General features: G+C 35.3%; 22 protein-coding genes. 13 read left to right on the top strand and 9 right to left on the bottom strand.

Going from position 1 to position 21,723, the window contains the following annotated elements; translation table 11 throughout:
• Positions 1-2: 2 nt before the first annotated feature.
• The gene (locus tag LZQ00_RS09900; RefSeq protein WP_234509110.1) at positions 3-1,655 is read left to right on the top strand and encodes an ABC1 kinase family protein; all 1,653 of its coding nucleotides are present in this window, start codon (positions 3-5) and stop codon (positions 1,653-1,655) included.
• Positions 1,656-1,830: 175 nt separating this feature from the next.
• Positions 1,831-2,616, top strand: coding sequence for an SDR family oxidoreductase (locus LZQ00_RS09895; RefSeq protein WP_234509109.1), 786 nt, complete (start codon positions 1,831-1,833; stop codon positions 2,614-2,616).
• Positions 2,617-2,667: 51 nt separating this feature from the next.
• Here LZQ00_RS09895 and LZQ00_RS09890 read toward each other — a convergent pair whose 3' ends face one another.
• The 4 genes from LZQ00_RS09890 to LZQ00_RS09875 form a co-directional block, all read right to left on the bottom strand.
• Positions 2,668-3,261: a YceI family protein gene (locus LZQ00_RS09890; protein WP_234509107.1), complete on the bottom strand. Its 594-nt coding sequence runs from the start codon at positions 3,259-3,261 to the stop codon at positions 2,668-2,670.
• 102 nt (positions 3,262-3,363) lie between these two features.
• Positions 3,364-3,945: a Crp/Fnr family transcriptional regulator gene (locus tag LZQ00_RS09885; RefSeq protein WP_234509105.1), complete on the bottom strand. Its 582-nt coding sequence runs from the start codon at positions 3,943-3,945 to the stop codon at positions 3,364-3,366.
• A 29-nt stretch (positions 3,946-3,974) separates the two neighbouring features.
• On the bottom strand, positions 3,975-4,679 hold the full coding sequence (locus LZQ00_RS09880) for an FkbM family methyltransferase (RefSeq protein WP_234509103.1): 705 nt from the start codon (positions 4,677-4,679) through the stop codon (positions 3,975-3,977).
• Between the two features lie 73 nt (positions 4,680-4,752).
• Positions 4,753-5,361, bottom strand: a complete 609-nt coding sequence (locus LZQ00_RS09875) for a YiiX/YebB-like N1pC/P60 family cysteine hydrolase (RefSeq protein ID WP_234509101.1) — start codon at positions 5,359-5,361, stop codon at positions 4,753-4,755.
• A gap of 196 nt (positions 5,362-5,557) precedes the next feature.
• Here LZQ00_RS09875 and LZQ00_RS09870 point away from each other — a divergent pair, with 196 nt between their 5' ends.
• From LZQ00_RS09870 to LZQ00_RS09855, 4 genes are all read left to right on the top strand, one after another.
• Complete coding sequence (locus tag LZQ00_RS09870) at positions 5,558-6,049, top strand: hypothetical protein (RefSeq protein WP_234509099.1); 492 nt, start codon at positions 5,558-5,560, stop codon at positions 6,047-6,049.
• Positions 6,050-6,177: 128 nt separating this feature from the next.
• Complete coding sequence (locus LZQ00_RS09865; RefSeq protein ID WP_234509098.1) at positions 6,178-6,471, top strand: hypothetical protein; 294 nt, start codon at positions 6,178-6,180, stop codon at positions 6,469-6,471.
• A gap of 1 nt (position 6,472) precedes the next feature.
• Positions 6,473-6,850, top strand: coding sequence for a hypothetical protein (locus tag LZQ00_RS09860; RefSeq protein ID WP_234509096.1), 378 nt, complete (start codon positions 6,473-6,475; stop codon positions 6,848-6,850).
• Positions 6,850-7,992: a glutathionylspermidine synthase family protein gene (locus LZQ00_RS09855; protein WP_234509094.1), complete on the top strand. Its 1,143-nt coding sequence runs from the start codon at positions 6,850-6,852 to the stop codon at positions 7,990-7,992. Before LZQ00_RS09860 ends, LZQ00_RS09855 begins: the two co-directional genes overlap by 1 nt.
• A gap of 15 nt (positions 7,993-8,007) precedes the next feature.
• Here the strand turns inward: LZQ00_RS09855 and LZQ00_RS09850 are convergent, their stop codons facing one another.
• A complete protein-coding gene (locus LZQ00_RS09850; protein ID WP_234509092.1) occupies positions 8,008-8,214 on the bottom strand; it encodes a hypothetical protein in 207 nt (68 codons plus the stop codon).
• 141 nt (positions 8,215-8,355) lie between these two features.
• Between LZQ00_RS09850 and LZQ00_RS09845 the strand changes: the two genes are divergently transcribed.
• Complete coding sequence (locus tag LZQ00_RS09845; protein ID WP_234509091.1) at positions 8,356-8,802, top strand: DoxX family protein; 447 nt, start codon at positions 8,356-8,358, stop codon at positions 8,800-8,802.
• A gap of 148 nt (positions 8,803-8,950) precedes the next feature.
• Here the strand turns inward: LZQ00_RS09845 and purL are convergent, their stop codons facing one another.
• Positions 8,951-12,625, bottom strand: coding sequence for a phosphoribosylformylglycinamidine synthase (purL, locus tag LZQ00_RS09840; protein ID WP_234509089.1), 3,675 nt, complete (start codon positions 12,623-12,625; stop codon positions 8,951-8,953).
• Positions 12,626-12,728: 103 nt separating this feature from the next.
• The gene (locus LZQ00_RS09835) at positions 12,729-13,379 is read right to left on the bottom strand and encodes a hypothetical protein (RefSeq protein WP_234509087.1); all 651 of its coding nucleotides are present in this window, start codon (positions 13,377-13,379) and stop codon (positions 12,729-12,731) included.
• 285 nt (positions 13,380-13,664) lie between these two features.
• Between LZQ00_RS09835 and pheT the strand changes: the two genes are divergently transcribed.
• The 5 genes from pheT (at position 13,665) to LZQ00_RS09810 (ending at position 19,227) form a co-directional block, all read left to right on the top strand.
• The gene (gene pheT, locus LZQ00_RS09830) at positions 13,665-16,061 is read left to right on the top strand and encodes a phenylalanine--tRNA ligase subunit beta (protein ID WP_234509086.1); all 2,397 of its coding nucleotides are present in this window, start codon (positions 13,665-13,667) and stop codon (positions 16,059-16,061) included.
• A gap of 36 nt (positions 16,062-16,097) precedes the next feature.
• Positions 16,098-16,406 carry a hypothetical protein gene (locus LZQ00_RS09825; RefSeq protein ID WP_234509084.1) on the top strand — a complete coding sequence of 103 codons (309 nt, stop codon included), beginning with the start codon at positions 16,098-16,100 and terminating at the stop codon, positions 16,404-16,406.
• A gap of 59 nt (positions 16,407-16,465) precedes the next feature.
• A complete protein-coding gene (locus LZQ00_RS09820) occupies positions 16,466-16,756 on the top strand; it encodes a cell division protein ZapA (RefSeq protein ID WP_234509082.1) in 291 nt (96 codons plus the stop codon).
• 251 nt (positions 16,757-17,007) lie between these two features.
• Complete coding sequence (gene rny / locus LZQ00_RS09815) at positions 17,008-18,561, top strand: ribonuclease Y (protein ID WP_234509080.1); 1,554 nt, start codon at positions 17,008-17,010, stop codon at positions 18,559-18,561.
• A 141-nt stretch (positions 18,562-18,702) separates the two neighbouring features.
• The gene (locus LZQ00_RS09810) at positions 18,703-19,227 is read left to right on the top strand and encodes a hypothetical protein (RefSeq protein ID WP_234509078.1); all 525 of its coding nucleotides are present in this window, start codon (positions 18,703-18,705) and stop codon (positions 19,225-19,227) included.
• Between the two features lie 73 nt (positions 19,228-19,300).
• Here LZQ00_RS09810 and LZQ00_RS09805 read toward each other — a convergent pair whose 3' ends face one another.
• The gene (locus tag LZQ00_RS09805) at positions 19,301-20,191 is read right to left on the bottom strand and encodes a DUF3078 domain-containing protein (RefSeq protein WP_234509076.1); all 891 of its coding nucleotides are present in this window, start codon (positions 20,189-20,191) and stop codon (positions 19,301-19,303) included.
• Positions 20,192-20,315: 124 nt separating this feature from the next.
• Here LZQ00_RS09805 and rlmH point away from each other — a divergent pair, with 124 nt between their 5' ends.
• On the top strand, positions 20,316-20,789 hold the full coding sequence (gene rlmH / locus LZQ00_RS09800; protein ID WP_234509075.1) for a 23S rRNA (pseudouridine(1915)-N(3))-methyltransferase RlmH: 474 nt from the start codon (positions 20,316-20,318) through the stop codon (positions 20,787-20,789).
• 481 nt (positions 20,790-21,270) lie between these two features.
• Here rlmH and LZQ00_RS09795 read toward each other — a convergent pair whose 3' ends face one another.
• The gene (locus LZQ00_RS09795) at positions 21,271-21,723 is read right to left on the bottom strand and encodes an NUDIX domain-containing protein (protein WP_234509074.1); all 453 of its coding nucleotides are present in this window, start codon (positions 21,721-21,723) and stop codon (positions 21,271-21,273) included.

Below are 21,723 nucleotides of genomic sequence, written 5' to 3'. Positions count from 1 at the left end.
TCATGCACAATCCTGCTAAAAAACTGCAACGGAGTTCTCATATTATTAGTGTATTAGCTAAGTATGGATTTCGTGATATATTGACCAGACTTCCTTGGAATACGAAACAAACTCATCTAGAAAAAGGTGTCGATGTAGCGAATATCTCTGTTTACAGACGTATTCGGATGACGTTGGAGGAATTGGGCCCTGCGTTTGTGAAACTCGGGCAATCGGCCTCTACACGTGAGGGGTTGCTACCAAAAGAATTGGTTGACGAACTGAAGTATTTGGAGGATCGCGTTGATCCGTTTTCGATCGATATCAAAAGTTATTTAGAGGAAGAGTTAAATATCCATTTCGAAGAGCATTTTTCTCATATTGACTCAGAACCTTTTGCAGCAGCGTCTATTTCTCAAGTGTACAAAGCGAATTTATTGGATGGTAAAGCAGTTGTCGTTAAGGTGCGAAGACCACATGTTGACGAAGTACTGAAGACCGATTTGGCTTTGATGAGGGATATCGCGCGTATACTGGTTGGTTATAGTGAACCGCTACAAAATCTAAATCTACCTTTAATTGTTGACTCTTTCGCAGCGACATTGGAGGAAGAGATTTCCTTGCTTAACGAGCGCTATAATATCGAACGATTTGCTAAAAATTTTAAAGGAAACAGCAAAATTGTAGTCCCTAAAGTATATCCTGCAGTAAGTTCTGATCGTGTCTTGACGATGGAATATATGGATGGTATCAAGGTAACCGATAAAGCGAAGTTAAAGGAGCTAGGATTAGACTTGGAAGAGATCGTAGACAATGGTATCAATCTTTACCTCGAACAAGTGATCGTACATGGTTTCTTTCATGGAGATCCCCATCCAGGAAATTTAATTGTAATGCGAAATGGAAAATTAGCATTTATAGATTTTGGTAATATGGGTAAATTATTATCCATAGATAGACAAAACTTAGAAGGATTTATTCAGGCTGCTGTTTCTTCCAATGCCCCGCATTTGGCAGATATTATTGAAGATGTTGCCATTGTCAGTCATATTCCTGATCGTGCTAAATTTGAACGCTCTTTATATGAGATCTTTGATCTGATCGATAATGTATCATTAGGAGATATCAGCTTAGAATCTCTATTTAATAAACTGTGGAGAATCATTGGAAATAACCGTTTGTATTTTCCAGAATACATTTATCAACTCATCCGTGGAATATCGTTGATGGAGGGAATTGGTCGTCATCTCAATCCCGATTTGAATATCATGAAAAGTATTAAACCATTCGCTAACCGCATTATGCGGGAACGTTTGGATCCAGCTTACTTATTTAAAAAGGGAAAAAATAAAGCTTTTGCTTTTGCTCGCGACATAGAAAAACTTCCTGATGATCTTCGAAGTGTTTTTAGACAGATAAAAACGGGTAATTTCACGCTTAATCATCATTTAATCAGTGCCAAATCCTTCAATCAGATTCTTAAAAAAGGTGTCAATCGTATTGTGATCGGGATTATGATGCTGTCTTTGAATATGCTGGCGGGGATGGTGATTATTGCGCATGTAGAACCTAAGTTTTGGGGTATTCCTATTTGGGCTTGGCTATTTTTAGGATCTTCTTTTGCCTTAGCTATCTATTTATTTATATCCATGCTGCGCGCCAGAAATAAAGATTAGTTTGGAGTCAATTTCCTTTATAAAGACTTTACATAGAAGAGCGTGATCAATCGTATCACGCTCTTACGTATAAGACAATAACCCACCTCAATCATTTACCTATTCTATTTCAGTGTAATTATATTGCGTATACTCGCAAATTTATCTAAGTTTGATTATCTAGATAACAGAGGTCATGCAGATAGATTTAACAGATAAAAAAGCCCTTGTAGGTGCTAGCTCAGGAGGTATTGGTGCGGCCATCGCGCAGCAATTGGCCTTGCATGGCGCAACTGTAACGTTGATGGCCAGAAACGAAGAAAAGTTAATCGCTACATTAGCCACTTTAGATAGGAGTAGGGGGCAGCAACATCAATATCTTGTTGTTGATTTTGATAACTATGAACAGTACTTGCAAATAATTTCCACTTATTTTAAACAGCATGTGGTTGATATATTGATTAATAACACACCAGGGCCAAAGGCTGGGACAATTGCTGAAAAAACATTGGATGATTATCAAAAGGCATTTGAACTGCTGTTTAAAACCCATTGTTATACAACTGAATTGGCGTTGCCGCATATGAAAGAAAGCGGGTATGGTCGAATTATCCATGTTTCTTCATTGACGGTGAAAGAACCCGTTTCTACTTTAGTTTTATCCAATACTGTGCGAACTGCCTTAATGAGCTGGAGTAAATCCTTAGCGAAAGACGTTGCTTCCTATAACATTACAGTCAATAATGTATTGACAGGACTTTTTGATACAGCACGTATTCAATCATTGACGCAAATGGATGCCGATCGATTACATATTTCGTATGAAGAAGCTTTAGCATTGCGATTGAAACAAGTACCCATGAATCGATTGGGTAAACCAGAAGAATATGGATATTTGGTTAGTTTCATTTGTTCTGAATATGCCAACTATTTGACAGGAACGAATATTCCGTTGGATGGAGGTATGATGAATGGATTTTAAATAAAAGGCCTTTAAGATTTCTTATCTTAAAAGCCTTTTATTATGCATGAATCACTTATTCAATACCAACTCGGTATTCACGGTAATTTTCACATTTGAAGTTAGCGATTCAAGTCCGAAAGGTAACTTATTCGTATGTTTCATTCCAAAATCAAAACGATTGATCGTTGTTTTAACGGTAAAGTCTGCACGTGTTTTTTCCCATTGATCTGTCGTGATTTCTCCATTTTGAGTTACATCAAAAGTAACTTTCTTTGTTACGCCACGGATGGTTAGATCGGCTATTAATATATACTTATTGTTTTTAGCTTTTTTAAATGAAATCGTTTTTAATGTGATATTAGGATATTGTTCAGCATAGAAAAAATCAGCTGATTTTAAATCACGATCACGAGTTGTGACATGTGTATCAATACTGGTGGCGTCTATTGTAAAATCTATTTTTGCATTATCAAAGCTCTCTTTATTTGGCGCATCTACAGAACCCTTCACTCTGGTAAACTGTCCGTCAATCAAGTTAATGCCTAAACGAGTAATATTAAATCTTGCATGTGTATGTGTCGGATCGACTGTCCATTTTACCTGTGCCATGGCGCTATTAATCATTAGGATTGTAACGACTAGGGTCTGAAAAGATCTATTCATGACGTTTATAATTGTTAGTTTTTAACAATTCATTGATGGAAATGTTTTTGTTTAGCGTTATTATTGGATCAAGGTCTACAATATGCTATTCATACACCTATTTTATTTGTTTGGTTTTAAAATCTGTCGTTTCATGCGGCTCAGAAACTCTTGAGACACACCAATATAGGAAGCGAGTTGCAGATTAGATATTCTGGGATAGATTTTAGGGTAACGTTTGATAAAATCTAAATAACGTTCTTGTGCGGTAAAGCCAAGTGCAGCGATAATACGATGTTGAGAGGCAACTTGCGATCGTTGAGACATGATCCTAAATAATCGTTCTACTTGAGGGCAGTTATGAAATAATCGCTCCTTTTGCTCCCGAGAAATCACAAGTATTTCAGCGTCTTCTAATGCTTGGATATATAACTGAGCTGGTTCTTGATCATTAAAACTGGCAATATCCGATATCCACCACTCTTCAATAGCAAAATATAAGATATGTTCTTCTCCGTTTGGAGTCAAATAAAAAATCTTAAATGATCCTTTTTTAACAAAACCTTCAAAATTGCAGATTTCACCAGCACGAAGAACAAAATTCTTTCTTTTAACAGTAGTAGGGGTATAGCTAGAGGTGATTAACTCCAATTGTTCGTCTGTAACCGATATTCTTTTTTTAATGTATTCCTTGAAAATTTCCATAGCATTTTACCAAACTAAAGCCATTGAGACTAGTTGACTTTTATAAATGAAATTTCTTCTAAGCTATCAGATACACCAAAAACCTGATAACCGTGTTGATGTAAGGAATTTAATAAAGACTTTGTTTTTTCTTTGCCATTATCAAAGAAACGTTCATGTATTTCCAATAAAATCTGTTTGATTTCAATAGAGGAATTTAATATGCTGTCGATTACCTTGTATTCAGAACCTTCGATATCCATTTTTAAGATATCAATATGTTGATGGTTATTTTCCTTTAAAATATCTTTTAAAGATTTCATTTGTACCTCGACAATATTATTCTCATCCACATTCTGATGATTGATAATGGATCCGGATACATGCTCTTTATTCTTGGGCAAATTAAAATGTGCCAATCCTGTTTCATTATCTAAACCTATCGGTTGAAAATGAAATTTAGGAGATAAATCTGTTCTTTTTGAGATCCAATCAATTGACTTTGGGGTTGGGTCATATCCAAATACATGACAATTGTGTTTTTCAATAATTGCTTCATCAAAAGAAGTGTCTTGACCGATTCCAAATGAATAAACGATTGACTCAGCAGCTAGTAATTCTGGATTCACATAGAAACCTCCGTATGAATTGCCGTACCAAATATGGGTGCATTTATGCTCAATTTTAAATGATGAAATTTTTCCTGAAAGGACTTTATACTGGTTCTTCAATTTACTGATCAAGCTTGGACCCATATCTTATATTGTGTTTAATGTTGCCTGTAAGTTACGAGAAAAAATTAATTTTCGATAAAATTGCAACTGATATTTATAAGATAAGTTCCGCAACTTTTGTCAATTTATCTGAAGCAGCTAAACCATTCGGATTGCAGCCTAATTTGCCTTCTGGAACTGCTAAGTTTTGTTTATGATAGAAATCTATCCAAAACTCGTCCGTTTTACCTGTCGCTGGATTGATGAAAGTCATGGGCTCTAATTGGAAAATATGAAATGTCCGAAAGGCTCTTTCTATAAAATCTGAACAATAATAACTGTCTTCTTGGAGAATATAACTCCAGTTATAAGGTTTTCCGAGCATTTCTTTTGCTTGATGGATAGCCTGAGGAATTGCTTTTTGATTTTCAGATTTGAGTCGGTAAATGATCAAGTTGTTTTCTTTCGTTTTTTGATTATCATAGAATACATGTATTTCTTCCCGAATAGATCCTTGTTTCGCGCTAGCATGCAGTACAAAAATAGTATCCTTATTCATTTCAATTAATCCGATATGATCAAAGGAAATATTTTTATCGCGTTGTGTCACACGGTTAATAGCTCCAGAAAGATTTTCTTTCTCAGCTCCGACAAAGATCAGGTCGCCATTCTTAAGACTTTCGGTATTGATTGTTTGCCCAAAACTAATTTGAGCAGTTATCATCCATAATAAGATGAATAGAAATCGAGATACTTGCATCAGGTAAAAATACAATCTATTTTGGATGAAATACGCGATAAAATAAAGATTTTTAGCATGCTAAAAACCAGCTTGTTTTTTATCTGTTTTAAGCTTGTTTTCTATTTTCCTTTCTAAGGAAATAAAAACAATAATCATAGAATGTTTGTATCTTTGCATTATGGGAAAAATGTACAATGATGTGGTCGAGTTGTTACCAGAGTTAATTCATTGCTTCAATAATCATCTGATGTTTGATAGCTTAGAAGAGGAAGATGTGATCTCGTTTCTACCTATTGAGGATAAAGAAGTTGCTAAAGAGTTTGTATCACACACCAATAAGATGTTAGGGGATTTTTTTGAGGTGGAAGACGGTGAGCTTTGTTACGCAGAAGATAGTTATTTGGATAAGGTTGATAATCCTGTTTTATTCTGGAAAGACTATTTAGGTTGTTTCTTTAATTTTGAATTGGTAGAAGATCTTTTAGATCGGGAAGATATTAAAGGTTCGAGCCTTGGCACCTATCGAATTACTCATATTGCTTATATTAATGAAGTAAATAAACGTATTCAAAAAAGAAGGCTGAATGGTATTCATTTGGAATATAAAGTTAAGTCTACACCTTTAGATAGCAATAAGCATTGGAATCGTACTTACGATAAAGAATGTTAAATTTAACACTCTTTATTGCACCAAGTTCTTGATGATGATGTTGCTGTTCGGACAGGTGTTGATCGTTCTCTAGCAAAGCCGCAATTTGATTTTCTTTTTATAACCTATTTTTATTCAAATTTGAAATAATGAAATATATATTGACAATAATGACTTTGTTTGCTTTGTGGAGCTGTTCAAATCCAGAAGATGAACAAAAATTAGAACAGTTGGATAAAAAATCTGCGCGTGAGGTTACGTTAAAAACGATAACCCAAGGAGATTCTGTCTTGCATATTACTGTTCAAAACATTTGGTATAATGGTGATAAAATAGCGACGAAGAATGATACTATAAAAACAGCTGCTGCTCCTAAAACATGGAATAAAGTTGATTCTACACAAACGCTTAGTAAAGTGCCTATTTTTGTAACGGTGCAATAGTATGAGAAAGAAAACGTCAAAAAGCATTCAGCTCGTTTTAATTACATCAGTTTTGGCTTCCTGCAGTCAGCCACAAGTACAACAACCAGATGCTAATCAGCAACGCATTTTCATGCGGGCTGACTCAACTGCGGAATATACAGAAGTAACCAACAACTACCATCAGCAAGGGCGACACTCTGCAGGAGGAGTAGGGACTGGTTTTTTGTGGTTTATGGCATTCAGACATATGAGTGGCGGATTTGGCTATGCGAACAGTAGCCTTCATCCAAGTTCCGTATCAGGTACCAATGCCGCTAAATCATCTGCTTTTAAAGCGCAAAGAGGTGGTTTTGGTAGAAGTGCGCGCTCTTCTCGATCATCTTCTTTCGGTTCTTGATGCAGATAAAAAAACTTAGAATAGATCCCAATTGGCAAACACGATTAACATCTATTGGCTATGGTTATCACAGTATGGATGGCGTTCCCTATTGGGTAGATGATTATTACTATGAAATCAGTAACAAAGAAGCTGATCTGATCTATAAAGCCTCTATGGAATTGTGGGATATGTGTCTACAGGCGGTAGAGCATGTTGTGCAAAATAAATTATACCATTTATTTCAAATCCCCAATTTTATGATTCATCATATCGAAAGATCTTGGGAGAATGATGAACCTTCGATCTATGGACGCTTTGATTTTGCTTACGATAATGATCAAAAGCAGCTTAAGCTTTTGGAATTTAATGCAGATACACCAACGTCTTTATTCGAATGTGGAATCGTGCAATGGTATTGGAAAAAGCATTATTTTCCAGAATTGACCGATCAATTTAATACCATCCATGAACAATTAGTAGAAAGTTGGGGCAATCTAAAACCTTATTTGAAAGGGGATATCCTTCATTTTTCTTGTGCAAAAGAGACGTTAGAAGATTTGACAAATGTCGAATATCTACGAGATACAGCCATTCAGACAGGTTTGCAAACAAAATTAATTTACATAGACGACATTGGTTGGAATGGACGAAATTTTGTTGACCTAGAAGGAGAACAGATACGTTCGATATTTAAGTTATATCCTTGGGAATGGATGGTTAATGAGGAATTTGGAGTACAAATTGTCAATGACCTCAATCAGGCACAATGGATCGAACCTTCTTGGAAAATGATTTTGTCAAATAAAGCGATATTGCCTATCTTATGGGAATTGTTTCCCGATCATCCTAATTTACTGGCTTCTTATTTTAACGGCCCAAACCATTTAAATCACTTTGTAAAGAAACCTATTTTGTCTCGTGAAGGAGCAAATATCGAAATGTATTATAACAATGAAATCATACATGAAACGAATGGTGAGTATGGTCATGAAGGTTATATCTATCAAGAATTGGCCACTTTACACCGAGAGGAAACTGGGTTTTCCATCATTGGAAGTTGGATGATTGGTCAAGAATCTTGTGGAATTAGTTTTAGGGAATCAACGATGCCTATAACAACAGATCAAAGTAGATTTATACCACATATCATTCGATCATAAAAGGCATCCATAACCTTAAACATCACTGCTCTTCAATAGACTGTTATCTAAAATTTCTTCGTACTCCTCAAACCGATGTTCTCTTATGGGACGAACGTAGGGCTCTGTATTGAAATACAGTAACAGACAAGGGGAGATTTGTTTGTACTTTTCCACATATTCGTATTTAATAAGTTCTCCATTGCTAATTCGTTGCTTTATTTTATTATGATAGGGATACATGCTTTATTTTTAATTAGAACTGTGCTTTTATGTTTTTGAATTAACATAACACATTACGGTTTTTGTAAATATATAATTTAACAAAACAAATTGAAGTGAATTTTGTTTGTATTTAATAAACCAATAAAAAGGAGCGTTATTATGAACCTTATTCACAAAATTGAGCATTGGGGGGATAGTCATCATCCACAATGGATAGATTACCTAAGAATTGCACTGGGCATATTAATTTTAGTAAAAGGAATGAGCTTTGTGGGAGATTTAGATGGGGTTGGTGCTTTAGTGCAGCAGGTGAATTATAAATTATACATTTGGGGCGGAGTTCATTATATTGTTTTTGCCCAAATTGTTGGCGGTTTGTTTTTAATTTTTGGATTTCAAACCAGATTAGCTGCTGCAGTGCTATTACCTATTTTATTTGGAGCCGTGTTTTTTGTTAATATTACAAATGGATTTAGTTTTCTAAATTCAGAACTTTGGTTGTCTATTATCGTATTTATATTTTTAATCGTTTTTCTTATTATGGGATCGGGTAAGTATTCATTGGATAATTTAATGGATAAACCAGGCTACAGTAGAAAAATTTAAGAATACATAGAACATAATCTGGTAGACTTTTTATACTAAACAGATTTTAATTAGCTGGGTGCCGTTTATTGAATGATGTATTCAGTAAACATAAAAAATCCTCTTGTACTTATTTGTGCAAGAGGATTTTTAATATATACTTTATCGTTTATTTTGTGTGTGTTTCGCACCAGTTTTTAGCATTGACAAATGCTTCCAACCAAGGCGTTACTTCATCCTGACGATCTGCTGGATAGTTTGCCCAGTTCCATTGAAAAGTGGAACGTTCAATGTGAGGCATGGTAACTAAATGGCGACCAGTTGTATCACATAACATGGCTGTATTGAAATCAGACCCATTTGGATTTGCAGGATACGCTTCATAAGCATATTTTGCTACAATGTTATACTGTGATTCTTCTTTTGGTAAGTTGAACTTTCCTTCACCATGAGAGATCCAAACACCTAAAGTCGTTCCAGCTAACGTAGACAGCATAATCGAATTGTTTTCCTGTACTTTCACCGACACAAAGTTAGATTCGTGCTTTTGTGAAGTGTTATGTAACATTTTTCCATGTACATCATGATCAGGATTGATTAATTCTAACTCCATGAATAACTGACAGCCATTACAAATTCCTACAGATAGGGTATCAGGACGAGCGAAGAAATTAGTCAAAGCTGTTTTTGCTTTTTCATTGTATAAGAAAGCTCCAGCCCAACCTTTTGCAGAACCTAAAACATCGGAGTTCGAGAAACCTCCAACAGCACCAATGAATTGGATATCTTCCAATGTCTCACGACCAGCAATTAAATCGGTCATGTGCACATCTTTTACATCAAATCCTGCTAGGTACATCGCATTTGCCATTTCACGTTCCGAGTTAGAACCTTTCTCTCGAATGATTGCTGCTTTTGGACGTGGTTTTGATGCATCAATTGACGGTTTTTTACCATCGAATTGCGTAGGGAATACAAAGTTTAAGGGTTGGTTTTTATAATTGTTGTAACGCTCTTGCGCCATTCCATTTTTAGATTGTTTTGAATCTAATAAGAAGGACGTTTTGTACCAAGTGTCACGTGTTTCAGCTACGTTAAATGAGAATGTATCTGCATTATTTTTGAATGAAACTTCTGTTCCTTCAACTGCCTGACCAATTTTTACCGCTTCCACATGGGCAGCTGCTAATGCGCTTTCAAATGCAGCATCATCTTTCGCTTGTAAAACAACGGCTATATTTTCATTGAATAATGCTTTTACCGTATCCGCTTCACCTAAACCAGATAAATCATAGTTAGCTGCTAAGTTCACATCTGCAAAAGTCAATTCTAATAAAGTTGTGATCAAACCACCAGAACCCACATCATGACCTGCTTTGATTTGTCCTGCTTGGATTAATTCTTGAATGGTATTGAATGCTTTTTTGAAATAAGCACCGTCTTGAATAGTCGGAACCTCTTTACCAATCTTGTTTAAGATTTGTGCAAATGATGAACCTCCTAATTTGAAGGTGTCTGTTGATAAATTGATGTAGTAAATAGAACCTGCTTTCTTGTTTAAAACGGGTTCTACAACTTTGTTGATATCTGTACAGTTACCCGCAGCAGAAATAATCAAGGTACCAGGTGCAATGACATTTTCACCATTTGGATATTTTTGTTTCATCGAAAGTGAATCTTTTCCTGTCGGAATATTGATTCCCAATTCTAAAGCAAAATCCGAACACGCTTTTACCGCTTTATATAAGCGCGCATCTTCACCCTCATTATTACAAGCCCACATCCAGTTTGCAGATAATGAAACTCCTGCTAAACCATTTTTGATAGGGGCGAAGACTAAGTTTGATAACGCTTCAGCAATAGCGGTTCTACTTGCTGCAGCTGGATCGATGATCGCAGCTACTGGAGAATGGCCTACAGTCGTCGCAATACCTTCTTTGCCTTTATAATCTAACGCCATTACACCCACATTATTCAAGGGTAGTTGTAAAGGACCTGTACATTGTTGTTTTGCAACACGACCGCCTACGCAACGATCAACTTTATTTGTTAACCAATCTTTTGATGCTACCGCTTCTAACTGCAACACTTGCTTTAAATAGGTTGGTATATTTTCTGTTGTATAAGCGACATCAGCGTAATTTCTAACAACCGTGTTGTCTCGCATGAATGTTTTTGGAGAAGAACCGAAGAAATCTTCTAGTGCGTAATCCATTGGTTTTTCACCTGTGGTTTTAGATTGGAACGTAAAACGATGATCTCCCGTTACATCACCAACAGTATACATTGGTGAACGTTCACGATCAGCAACACGCTTTAATGTATCGATATCTTTTTCTCCAATCACCAAGCCCATGCGTTCCTGCGATTCATTACCGATGATTTCTTTCGCAGATAGAGTAGGATCACCTACTGGTAAAGCATCTAAATCAATCAGACCTCCTGTTTCTTCCACTAATTCAGATAAACAGTTTAAGTGACCACCTGCACCATGGTCATGAATAGAAACAATAGGATTATGATCGGATTCTACCATACCACGAACGGCGTTAGCAGCACGTTTTTGCATCTCTGGATTAGAACGTTGGATTGCGTTTAACTCAATACCTGAACCGAAAGCACCTGTATCTGCAGAAGATACAGCAGCACCACCCATACCAATACGGTAGTTTTCACCACCCAGGATAACGATTTTATCTCCTGTTTGAGGCGTATGTTTTTTCGCTTGATCTAACTTACCATAGCCGATACCACCTGCTTGCATGATGACTTTGTCAAAGCCCAATTTGCGCGCTTCTTCTTCATGTTCAAATGTCAAGACAGAACCAGTAATCAGGGGTTGTCCAAATTTATTACCAAAATCAGAAGCACCATTAGATGCTTTGATTAAGATATCCATTGGTGTTTGGTATAACCAATCGCGCTCGTTCATGGCTTTTTCCCAAGGACGATTATCTTCTAAACGCGAGTAAGAAGTCATGTAAATCGCTGTTCCCGCCAAAGGCAAAGAACCTTGACCACCCGCTAAACGATCACGAATCTCTCCACCAGAACCTGTAGCCGCTCCTGAGAAGGGTTCAACAGTTGTCGGGAAGTTATGTGTTTCAGCTTTTACAGAAAGGACTGCATCAAATTCTTTCTCTTCATAGAAATCTGGTTTGTCAGCTGACTTTGGAGCGAATTGTGTGACACGTGGTCCCTTTACAAAAGCGACATTATCTTTATAAGCGGAAACAATCTCGTTAGGATTTGTTTCCGATGTTTTCTTGATTAATTTGAATAAGGAAGTCGGTTGTTCTTCACCATCAATAATAAAAGTACCATTGAAGATTTTATGACGACAGTGTTCTGAGTTTGCTTGAGAGAATGCGAAAACTTCGGAGTCGGTTAATTTGCGACCTAATTTAATCGCTAAATTAGTTAAATATTGAACTTCTTCCGTGTTTAATGAAAGACCTTCTTGTGTGTTATAAGCAGCAATATCATCAATTTCCAAAATTGGCTCTGGAGCAATATTGATGCTGTACATTTCTTGTGTCAATGATTCGTATTTCTGCGAAATCATGGGATCAAAATCGTTAAAATCTGCGTGTACTTTTTGAAATTCTTCTATACGAATAATTCTTGCTATCCCCATATTTTGGGTGATCTCCACGGCGTTCGTACTCCAAGGAGTAATCATTGCTGCACGAGGACCAACATAATAATCGTTTAGGATAGATTTTTCGATTTTTTTAGCATTTCCAAATAGCCAGTTGAGTTTAGAAATATCTTCGGTTGATAAATCTTGTTGGGTTTGCACACCGTAAACGATGTCGCTAGGGTTCACAAAGAAATGAATCATTATAACTGTAAATTTTGAACGTTCTTCAAATTAAAATACAAATTTACGTTAATCCTTTGACTTATCAGGAATGAAAAGTGCTAAATAATCGTAAAATTATTTTTTAAGAGAGATTTATTTCTTTGGGATCAACTTTCATGAAAGATATTCCAATAATGATCTGAGTGATTGCGAAAAGGCCTAAAAAAGTTAAAACAACCAATGGTCTACCATATCCTAAGATTTGTGTACTGATGATACCTCCAGAAATAGCAAATATAAAAGCGATAATGCTGCTATAGAAAGCGAGTTTAGAAATGACGCTTAGTTTGGCTAATCCAAATGAAAATATACTGGTGCCAATAAAAAAGGGCAAAAGTATAGGAATTAAAAACTTGACTCCTGTTGTCTGCACAAAAGTCATGAGTTGCACGATATTAGTATCCATATGTATAGAGGGATCTGTCATGAAAAATGCGAAAAGGTGAAAAAAAGCATCCACACACATACCCATTGCTCCAATGGCTAATAGGACGCTTCCTGTCATCGTATAGCTGTTGGTTTTGGGTAAATATATATTTATTTTCATTAAACTAATCAGATACAAAACAGAAGACAGGATTCCTACCATTACGGATACCAACACAGGTTGTCTGTTTTGGGAAACAATTGTTAAGATATGTTTGGTATCTGCGGTGCCTTGATCTGGCATCAAAAACCAGCTTAACCAATATAAAATGGCGGCAAGAATGAGTAATAATGCTGAACTTTTCATGTTGTTTATTTCAATCAATGTTAATTGAAAAACAATAATAATGAAAAAAGATACATGCAACTACAAAATTTTAGCAAAAGGAGAGTCTATCATCTTATTTTCTTTATCGTTAAACAAAATAATCCAATTTATAGAACCTGCTATTCAAGACAAAGTATTTTACTTTCGCAATAAAAAACACGCAAAGCTGAGGAGAAAACGATCAATTTGTGTGGATAACAATGTAATTATAATTGCGAATCAGAGCAAATTTATCTAAGTTTGTGCGTAAAATCAGATTCTAACATGAATATTTCATATAAGTGGCTTCAAGATCATATTGATATAAATAAAAAACCAGAAGAGTTATCGTTAATTTTAACCAATGTTGGATTAGAGGTAGAGGTTTTGGAAGTGGTTCAAAGTATTCCAGGAGGATTAGAGGGATTGGTCGTTGGAGAGGTGAAAACTTGTGAACAACATCCAAATGCAGATAAATTAAAAGTAACAACGGTTGATATTGGTGCTGCTGATGTATTACATGTGGTTTGTGGAGCTCCTAATGTGGCTGCTGGTCAGAAAGTAATTGTAGCAACTGTAGGTTCAACGGTACACCCGACTACTGGTGAACCTTTTAAAATCAATAAATCAAAAATACGTGGTGAAGTTTCAGAAGGCATGCTTTGTGGAGAAGATGAGGTCGGTTTAGGTACTTCGCATGCAGGGATCGTGGAATTGCCTTTGGATGCTAAGGTAGGTACATTAGTAAAAGATTTTTATAACGTACAAGACGATTACCGTTTTGAAATAGGTTTAACACCAAATCGTGCGGATGCTGCTTCTCATGTTGGCGTAGCACGTGATATCGCTGCATATTTTAGAACAGCATTGAAAAAAGCTGATCTTTCATCTTTTCAAGAAGGAAACAATAGCAACACAGAAGTTGTTGTTGAAAGTTCTATCGGTAGTCCTCGCTACTCAGGTATTAATATTTCGGGTGTAAAAGTAGCGGAATCTCCAGACTGGTTGAAAGAACGCCTAAATGTAATCGGTATACGTCCAATCAACAATATTGTTGATGTTACGAACTTCATTTTACATGATTTAGGCCAACCGTTACATGCTTTTGATCAGGATAAAATAGCTGGGAATAAAGTCGTTGTGAGACAAGCCAAACAAGATGAAATTTTCGTCACGTTAGATGGGGTTGAACGTAAACTTTCTGCAGAAGATTTAATTATTGCAGATGCTGAAAAACCAATGTGTATTGCTGGGGTTTTTGGTGGAGCTCATTCTGGAGTTTCGGAATCAACAACGAATATCTTTTTAGAATCCGCTTATTTTAATGTGGTCTCTGTTCGTAAGACTTCGAAGCGTCATAATCTGAAAACAGATGCTTCTTTTCGATATGAAAGAGGTACAGACCCTCATATAACGGTAGAAGCATTGAAAAAAGCAGCTATTTTAATCCAACAAGTTGCTGGTGGTCAAATTAGTTCCAAAATTATAGATATCTACCCCGTTGAAGTAGAACCTTTTGCATTCGATGTTAACTATAATCAGGTAAGAAGATTGATTGGTCAAGCTATTCCTAACGAAGAGATCAAGTCGATCATCTTAGCATTAGGTATTGGTATTGCGACAGAATCAGCAGAGCACTTAGCTGTTTTGGTTCCTCCTTATCGTGTTGATGTAACCCGTGAGGTTGATGTCATCGAAGAGGTATTGCGTATTTACGGTTATAATAATGTGGAATTGAAACCACAAATAAAGTCCTCATTAAATACTTCTGATAAACCTGATAAAGAGGTCGTTTTAAATCAATTAGCAGATTTATTGATCGCGAACGGGTATAGAGAGATTTTATCAAATTCGTTAACAAAGTTAGATTATGCTGACGATGAAGCGACTGCTGTGCGTCTTTATAACCCGTTAAGTTCTGATCTGGATACCATGCGTCAAAACATGCTGTTTTCAGCTTTGACTGCGGTTTCTTATAATCAAAAGAGAAAAAATGGAGATTTGAAAGTTTTTGAATTCGGTAAAACATATGCTATTACTGGTGAAGGCTATCAGGAAAAACAACATTTAGCGATTGCAATCAGTGGTAAATCGGAGATTGAGCAATGGAATAATAGCAAACAAGCGGTTAATTTCTATCATATCAAAGCGGTTGTTGATACTATTGTAAAAAGACTGAAAATCGAAGGACTTCAAATTCAAGATGCGCCTAGTGACCATTATGCTTATGGATTAACGTATCTGAAAGGCACTAAACCTTTAGTAAGCTTTGGTGCGGTAGCAACAACGGCACTGAAAAAGGCTGATGTAGAAGGACAGGTCTTCTTTGCTGATTTCGATTGGGATCAAATGATCAAAATCATTCGTAAGAATGTCATCAAATTCAAAGAAGTATCTAAATTCCCTGCGGTAAAAAGAGATTTATCTTTATTGATTGATGAGGCAGTTACATTTGAGCAGTTAAAAACAATCGCTCAAAAAACAGAACGTAAGCTACTCAAAGAGGTGAATGTGTTTGATGTTTATAAAGGAGATAAGATTCCTGAAGGGAAAAAATCGTATGCATTAAGTTTTATTCTCCAAGATGAGGAAAAAACTTTGATGGACAAACAGATTGACGCAATAGTTCAAAAATTAATTCTTAACTTTGAGAAGGAAGTAAGCGCAGAAGTGCGTGGTTAATTTGAATAATAAAATTTAATTGTATAAATTTAATATATGGCAACATTATCTTCACAAATGAATATTATCGTTGAGAAAACGAAAAATTTAATTCAAATGTGCGAAGTCTTGCAAGAAGAAAATGATTTGCTTAAATTAGAAGTTCAATCACTTCAAGTCGCCTTTAATACAAGTAGCGACAAGAATAAGCAACTTGAGGAACAGATGAAGGCAATGGCAGTTGCGCGTACTCTTGATAATTCTGAAGCTGATAAAGATGCAATAAATGAAAAAATACTTGACACAAAGCAAAAAATTAACGATTTTGTGCGAGAAATAGACAAATGTATTAGTTTGTTGAAGTAAGCTAATAGGATAGTGGGTTTAGGATAACTTATTAATACAAACGTAAAGCTCAAATAACAATGGGAGAAATTTCCATAAAAATAAACATCGCTGATCGCGTGTATCCACTACGAGTAGATACGTCGGAAGAGGAGATCATCCGCCATGCAGCGAAATTGATTAATGAAAAAGTAAAAGAATTACAAGATAATTATACTGTACGTGATAAGCAGGATTTATTGTCGATGTGTGTACTTCAATATGCAACAGGTATGTTGAAGGCAGAACGACAGGTGCAGACACAAGATCAAGGGGTGGAGCAATCCGTTCATGAACTGGATCAGTTATTATCTAATTTCTTTACAAAATAATCGTTCTTTATCGAGCTTTATTACAACGAATTTGCCGCAGTTAAATTCGGGTTGTCACTATTTTAAACTTAACGCTTCAATATTACAGGCGAAAAAGATGTAGGCCATTTTGCGTAAGCCATCTAGGTCATGATCATAGCCTAATCATATGATATAGAAGTTTAATTATATTAGATACCCGTTATTTAATTGCGGTTTTTTTTTGAAAGGAATTATAAATAAAATTACATATATAAACAATTAATAAATACATGGACATCGCAATTTATATCATACTTTCTCTGATTGTTGGTATTGCTATTGGCCGTTATCTTTTAGCTATTTTGTTTAAAAAACAAAAGGAAGAAGCTCAAGAAAAGGTGAAAAGCATTATAAAAGAAGCAGAGCAAGAGGCAGAACATCTAAAAAAGAAAAGACTATTAGAAGCAAAAGAAAAGTTTCTTCAGTTGAAATCTGAACATGAAAAAGAGGTTAGCCAACGTAATAATACCATAAGTCAGAAGGAAAATACGTTACGTCAGAAAGAACAATCTGTTAATCAAAAACTAGAAAGTTTGAGTCGTGAAAAACAAGAGTTGGATGGAAGCCGTAAGCAATTGGACAAACTTGTTGAAGTAAATGAAAAGAAATCTGAAGAAGTCGAACAACTCAAGCTTCAACAGATAAAACAATTGGAAGGTATTGCTGGTGTTACTGCTGATGAAGCTAAAAACCAATTGGTTGATTCCTTACGCGAAGAGGCCCGTTCTCAAGCGATTATGCAAATTAAGGATATTGTTGACGAAGCAAAATTAACCGCTACAAAAGAGGCGAAGAAAGTCGTTATTCAAACCATCCAACGTACTGCTACTGAGTCGGCTATCGAGAATACAGTGTCGATTTTCAATATTGAAAATGATGAAATTAAAGGTCGTATCATTGGTCGTGAAGGTCGTAATATTCGTGCTTTAGAAGCTGCAACAGGTGTAGAGATTATCGTTGATGATACACCTGAAGCGATTATTTTATCAGGTTTTGATCCTGTTCGTCGTGAAATTGCGCGTTTGGCTTTACACCGTTTGGTGACAGATGGACGTATCCACCCAGCACGTATTGAAGAAGTTGTCGCCAAAACACGTACACAAATTGAAGATGAAATTGTCGAGATTGGTGAACGTACAGCTATCGATTTAGGCATTCATGGCTTACATCCTGAGTTGATTCGTATGGTAGGGCGTATGCGTTACCGTTCATCTTATGGACAGAACTTATTACAACACTCTCGTGAGGTAGCAAATTTTGCAGCAACAATGGCTGCAGAATTGGGACTGAATGTAAAGCACGCAAAACGTGCAGGTTTATTACACGATATTGGTAAAGTACCTGATGATAATCCAGAATTACCTCACGCTATTTTGGGTATGCAATTGGCTGAAAAATATAAAGAACATCCAGACGTGTGTAATGCGATAGGTGCTCACCACGATGAAGTCGAGATGACAGCAATGATCTCTCCAATTGTACAGGCTTGTGATGCAATCTCTGGCGCTCGCCCTGGTGCTCGTCGTGAAGTGGTAGAAAGTTATATCAAACGCTTGAAAGAGTTGGAAGATTTAGCGTTATCATATCCTGGTGTTGAAAAGACATTTGCTATTCAAGCTGGTCGTGAATTGCGCGTGATTGTTGAAAGCGAGAAAATATCGGATGCACAAGCAGAGGTTTTAGCAGCAGATATTTCAAATAGAATTCAAACGGAGATGACCTACCCAGGTCAAATTAAAGTAACCGTTATTCGCGAGATTCGTTCTGTCGCCTATGCGAAGTAGAATAGGATTTTAGAAAAATAGATACAAAAGCCTCAACATTGTTGAGGCTTTTGTCGTTATTCATGTTTCGGCTACATTTCAATTTTTATTTTTAGTATTTTTGTGGCTATTATTTAGAATAAGGAAAATACCCGTTATCAGATGAAGAAAAAACAAGCTCCTGTACAAGAAATAAAAAGACCTGTCGATCAATATTTTGATGAATTGAATGAAAATTTTCAAGATCCAACCAATCGGGTGATTCAAATTGTTTTTTTGCCTTTGTTCTTTTTTGGTTTAATGGGGATCATTTGGATGATTCCTTTTCCACAATTTGATTTCTTGGTGAAATTGGGATGGCATACATTTTTGAACTGGGGATCTTTTTTTATCGCTATTCTTATCTATTGCTATTTGAAGCTTTCTCCGACATTATCTTATGCTGTCTTAATGTGTATTGGTATCATGAGTTATTTTATCGTACAACTCGAGTATGTGGCGCGAGAAGGAGGGCCAAGTGTTCTATTGGTCTCAGGTCTTATTATGTTGGTTTCTTTAGCGATACTTTGGTTTGGAAAATCAAAAGAAAAAAATACCATTTCCATCGGTCAGTTTTGGAAGTTCTTAACGATAGGCCCGATTTGGCTTTGGCACTTTGCTTTTAAAAGAATTAAACTTAAATATTAATATCCTCATAACAGAGAATCCCAATTAGAACAAATCTAATTGGGATTCTCTGTTTTTTTGAATTTTTTATTTATTAGAACTTGTAGGTGATACCAGCTCCTAGAATTTGTTTTACTTGTAAGTCTGATTTTTTACCAACTTCAACACCATTCACAATTTTTGGTAGTTCTGTATTATCATCATATATCATTTGTACGCCAGCATTAACCGTAATCCATTTATTAACTTTCATTGCTAGGTTTGCGGTATAGTCGACATCTACATTTTGTGGATCTTCCAAGTAGTTGGAGTATAGTTTTAAGATATTTTCAAAAGTGACATTCTCCATGATTTGTGTTTTGTAATAGGCATCGAATGAAGCACCAAATTCAACGCGTGAATTTTTACCCGCATCTACACCGTAAGTTGTCGCTAAACTATCATTGGTCACGAATACAAAGCGCAGAGCGGCAGGAGATAAGTTAAATTTGAAATTATCTGATTTTTTGTATGCGATACCTGGGCCAAAGCTTAAATAGGCTGGCGAAAAAGCGTCAGAGATTAATTTTCTGTTTGTTGAGGTATAATCATATCCTTTTGCAAACTGTGTATTGAAGTTCAGAAAGAAGGTATATAACCATCTTTCCTTTATTTGATACCCTAATAAACTGTTGATAGCAAAGCGATCATCATTCTTTCTCCAATCTGTTTCTTTTTGAAAAGTTTGTCCATAGGCAGCAATAACTTTATTGTCCCATGACCATTTATCTTTTTTGTAATTAAAATCGTAATTAAGCATAATATTTCCTGCGAAAGAATTAACTCCACCGGCTGCCCAGTTCGAGAATGAACTTTGATTGATTAAAAAGGTGTTTTCTCCATGAATTTTCCAATTTTTTGTTGAATCAATTGCTACATCTTGTGCTTGAACTTTAGTGACAAATAAGATTGTTAACGCAAATAATAAAAGTTGTATTTTCTTCATATTTTAAAAATTTAGTAAATTTATACACTTAAACAACACCTACAATTATATTGTTCATTAATTGTCGAATTTTTATTACAAAGTATTCGAAAAATAAGGCATTTTTACAAAAAGAGAATGAAGTATGAAAATTACGCTGTTGTGCATCGGAAAAACAGACGATAAATATTTGATTGAAGGAATAGATAAATATCTGAAAAGATTGAAGTTCTATATTACCTTTAATTTAGTTGTTATCCCAGATATAAAGAATAGTAAAAACTTAACTCAAGATCAGCAAAAGGAGAAAGAAGCACAGTTGCTACAAAAGTACATTAGTGCTCAGGATACAGTTGTTTTGTTAGATGAATTTGGAAAAGAATATCGTTCTATCGAATTTTCATCTTATTTAGAAAAGAATATGATCAATAGCATACAGCATCTTATTTTTATTATTGGAGGACCTTATGGTTTTGATGATCAGTTGTATCAACGTGCTAATCATAAAATATCCTTATCTAAAATGACATTTTCACATCAAATGATTCGTTTGTTTTTTGTTGAACAGGTTTATCGCGCATTTTCGATTTTAAAGGGTGAACCTTATCATCATGAATAATTGTGGAATTTTTGTAATTTGAACATCTACTAAAGAAAGGAGTTTATATGTTACCAAGTAAAAGAGAGTATCACTTTAAAAGTGATAATAATAATTCGAACATCACAAAGATTATTATTGTTGTGTGTATCATTATCGTATTATTATTGGCATATTTCACATAAAATTTATGCTAATACCTGATAATAGAGTCTAAATGGTTATTTAGGCTCTTTTGTTTTTTATTAGTTTTAGATTATTGAAAAAAAATAGGCGATACCGGGAGTATCGCCATAAAATCACACTAACTATTAAATAACCTATAGAACTAGGAATTTACAAATTCATGAACCAATATGTTGCTATACTTTATTTATCTTTTTTAAGATGACATGTTATCACATAATTCATATTAAAAAAATAAAACTTATTCGGGTTTTTTATTAAAGTTGTTTTTCACTTGGTTGACGTAAATTTAATACTATTTTTTATAAATACAAATTTATTTTATATCCTTATAGAAAATATTCCAAGCAGCTTGGTCTGTTTTAAAGGTTAGACTCTTCTCTTCCAAATCTTGTAGCTTTATCCATCGAAATGATTGTGCCTTACCATCTTCATATTCTTGACCTTCAAAATCGAAGGCTATTGTTGTTGTGCGGATCTGAATAGGGCTTAGGTTTTTCACTAAATAATAGATCGATATGATTTGGCTATCATTAAAACTAGATTTTTCATAAAAATCTGTTGTGTAAATATGAGATACAACCTCTATATCAAAGTTGCATTCTTCTTGATATTCTCTTTTCAAGGCATCAATTAATCCTTCCCCATATTCTAAACCACCTCCAGGGAATTTTGTAAATGATACATTTTCAGTTTTCTCATCACTGATGAGTACTTCGTTTTCATCATTAATTAAAATTCCGTATACTCTTACATTAAAAGGAAACAT

It is taken from the genome of Sphingobacterium sp. SRCM116780, from assembly GCF_021442025.1.
Taxonomy (GTDB): Bacteria; Bacteroidota; Bacteroidia; order Sphingobacteriales; family Sphingobacteriaceae; genus Sphingobacterium.
This window is presented reverse-complemented; position numbering and strand designations above follow the sequence as displayed.

Coding starts and splice junctions, on each gene's coding strand:
- LZQ00_RS09900 (WP_234509110.1), top strand. CDS start 3: ATGCACAATCCTGCTAAAAAACTGCAACGGAGTTCTCATATTATTAGT.
- LZQ00_RS09895 (WP_234509109.1), top strand. CDS start 1,831: ATGCAGATAGATTTAACAGATAAAAAAGCCCTTGTAGGTGCTAGCTCA.
- LZQ00_RS09890 (WP_234509107.1), bottom strand. CDS start 3,261: ATGAATAGATCTTTTCAGACCCTAGTCGTTACAATCCTAATGATTAAT.
- LZQ00_RS09885 (WP_234509105.1), bottom strand. CDS start 3,945: ATGGAAATTTTCAAGGAATACATTAAAAAAAGAATATCGGTTACAGAC.
- LZQ00_RS09880 (WP_234509103.1), bottom strand. CDS start 4,679: ATGGGTCCAAGCTTGATCAGTAAATTGAAGAACCAGTATAAAGTCCTT.
- LZQ00_RS09875 (WP_234509101.1), bottom strand. CDS start 5,361: ATGATAACTGCTCAAATTAGTTTTGGGCAAACAATCAATACCGAAAGT.
- LZQ00_RS09870 (WP_234509099.1), top strand. CDS start 5,558: ATGGGAAAAATGTACAATGATGTGGTCGAGTTGTTACCAGAGTTAATT.
- LZQ00_RS09865 (WP_234509098.1), top strand. CDS start 6,178: ATGAAATATATATTGACAATAATGACTTTGTTTGCTTTGTGGAGCTGT.
- LZQ00_RS09860 (WP_234509096.1), top strand. CDS start 6,473: ATGAGAAAGAAAACGTCAAAAAGCATTCAGCTCGTTTTAATTACATCA.
- LZQ00_RS09855 (WP_234509094.1), top strand. CDS start 6,850: ATGCAGATAAAAAAACTTAGAATAGATCCCAATTGGCAAACACGATTA.
- LZQ00_RS09850 (WP_234509092.1), bottom strand. CDS start 8,214: ATGTATCCCTATCATAATAAAATAAAGCAACGAATTAGCAATGGAGAA.
- LZQ00_RS09845 (WP_234509091.1), top strand. CDS start 8,356: ATGAACCTTATTCACAAAATTGAGCATTGGGGGGATAGTCATCATCCA.
- purL (WP_234509089.1), bottom strand. CDS start 12,625: ATGATTCATTTCTTTGTGAACCCTAGCGACATCGTTTACGGTGTGCAA.
- LZQ00_RS09835 (WP_234509087.1), bottom strand. CDS start 13,379: ATGAAAAGTTCAGCATTATTACTCATTCTTGCCGCCATTTTATATTGG.
- pheT (WP_234509086.1), top strand. CDS start 13,665: ATGAATATTTCATATAAGTGGCTTCAAGATCATATTGATATAAATAAA.
- LZQ00_RS09825 (WP_234509084.1), top strand. CDS start 16,098: ATGGCAACATTATCTTCACAAATGAATATTATCGTTGAGAAAACGAAA.
- LZQ00_RS09820 (WP_234509082.1), top strand. CDS start 16,466: ATGGGAGAAATTTCCATAAAAATAAACATCGCTGATCGCGTGTATCCA.
- rny (WP_234509080.1), top strand. CDS start 17,008: ATGGACATCGCAATTTATATCATACTTTCTCTGATTGTTGGTATTGCT.
- LZQ00_RS09810 (WP_234509078.1), top strand. CDS start 18,703: ATGAAGAAAAAACAAGCTCCTGTACAAGAAATAAAAAGACCTGTCGAT.
- LZQ00_RS09805 (WP_234509076.1), bottom strand. CDS start 20,191: ATGAAGAAAATACAACTTTTATTATTTGCGTTAACAATCTTATTTGTC.
- rlmH (WP_234509075.1), top strand. CDS start 20,316: ATGAAAATTACGCTGTTGTGCATCGGAAAAACAGACGATAAATATTTG.
- LZQ00_RS09795 (WP_234509074.1), bottom strand. CDS start 21,723: ATGTTTCCTTTTAATGTAAGAGTATACGGAATTTTAATTAATGATGAA.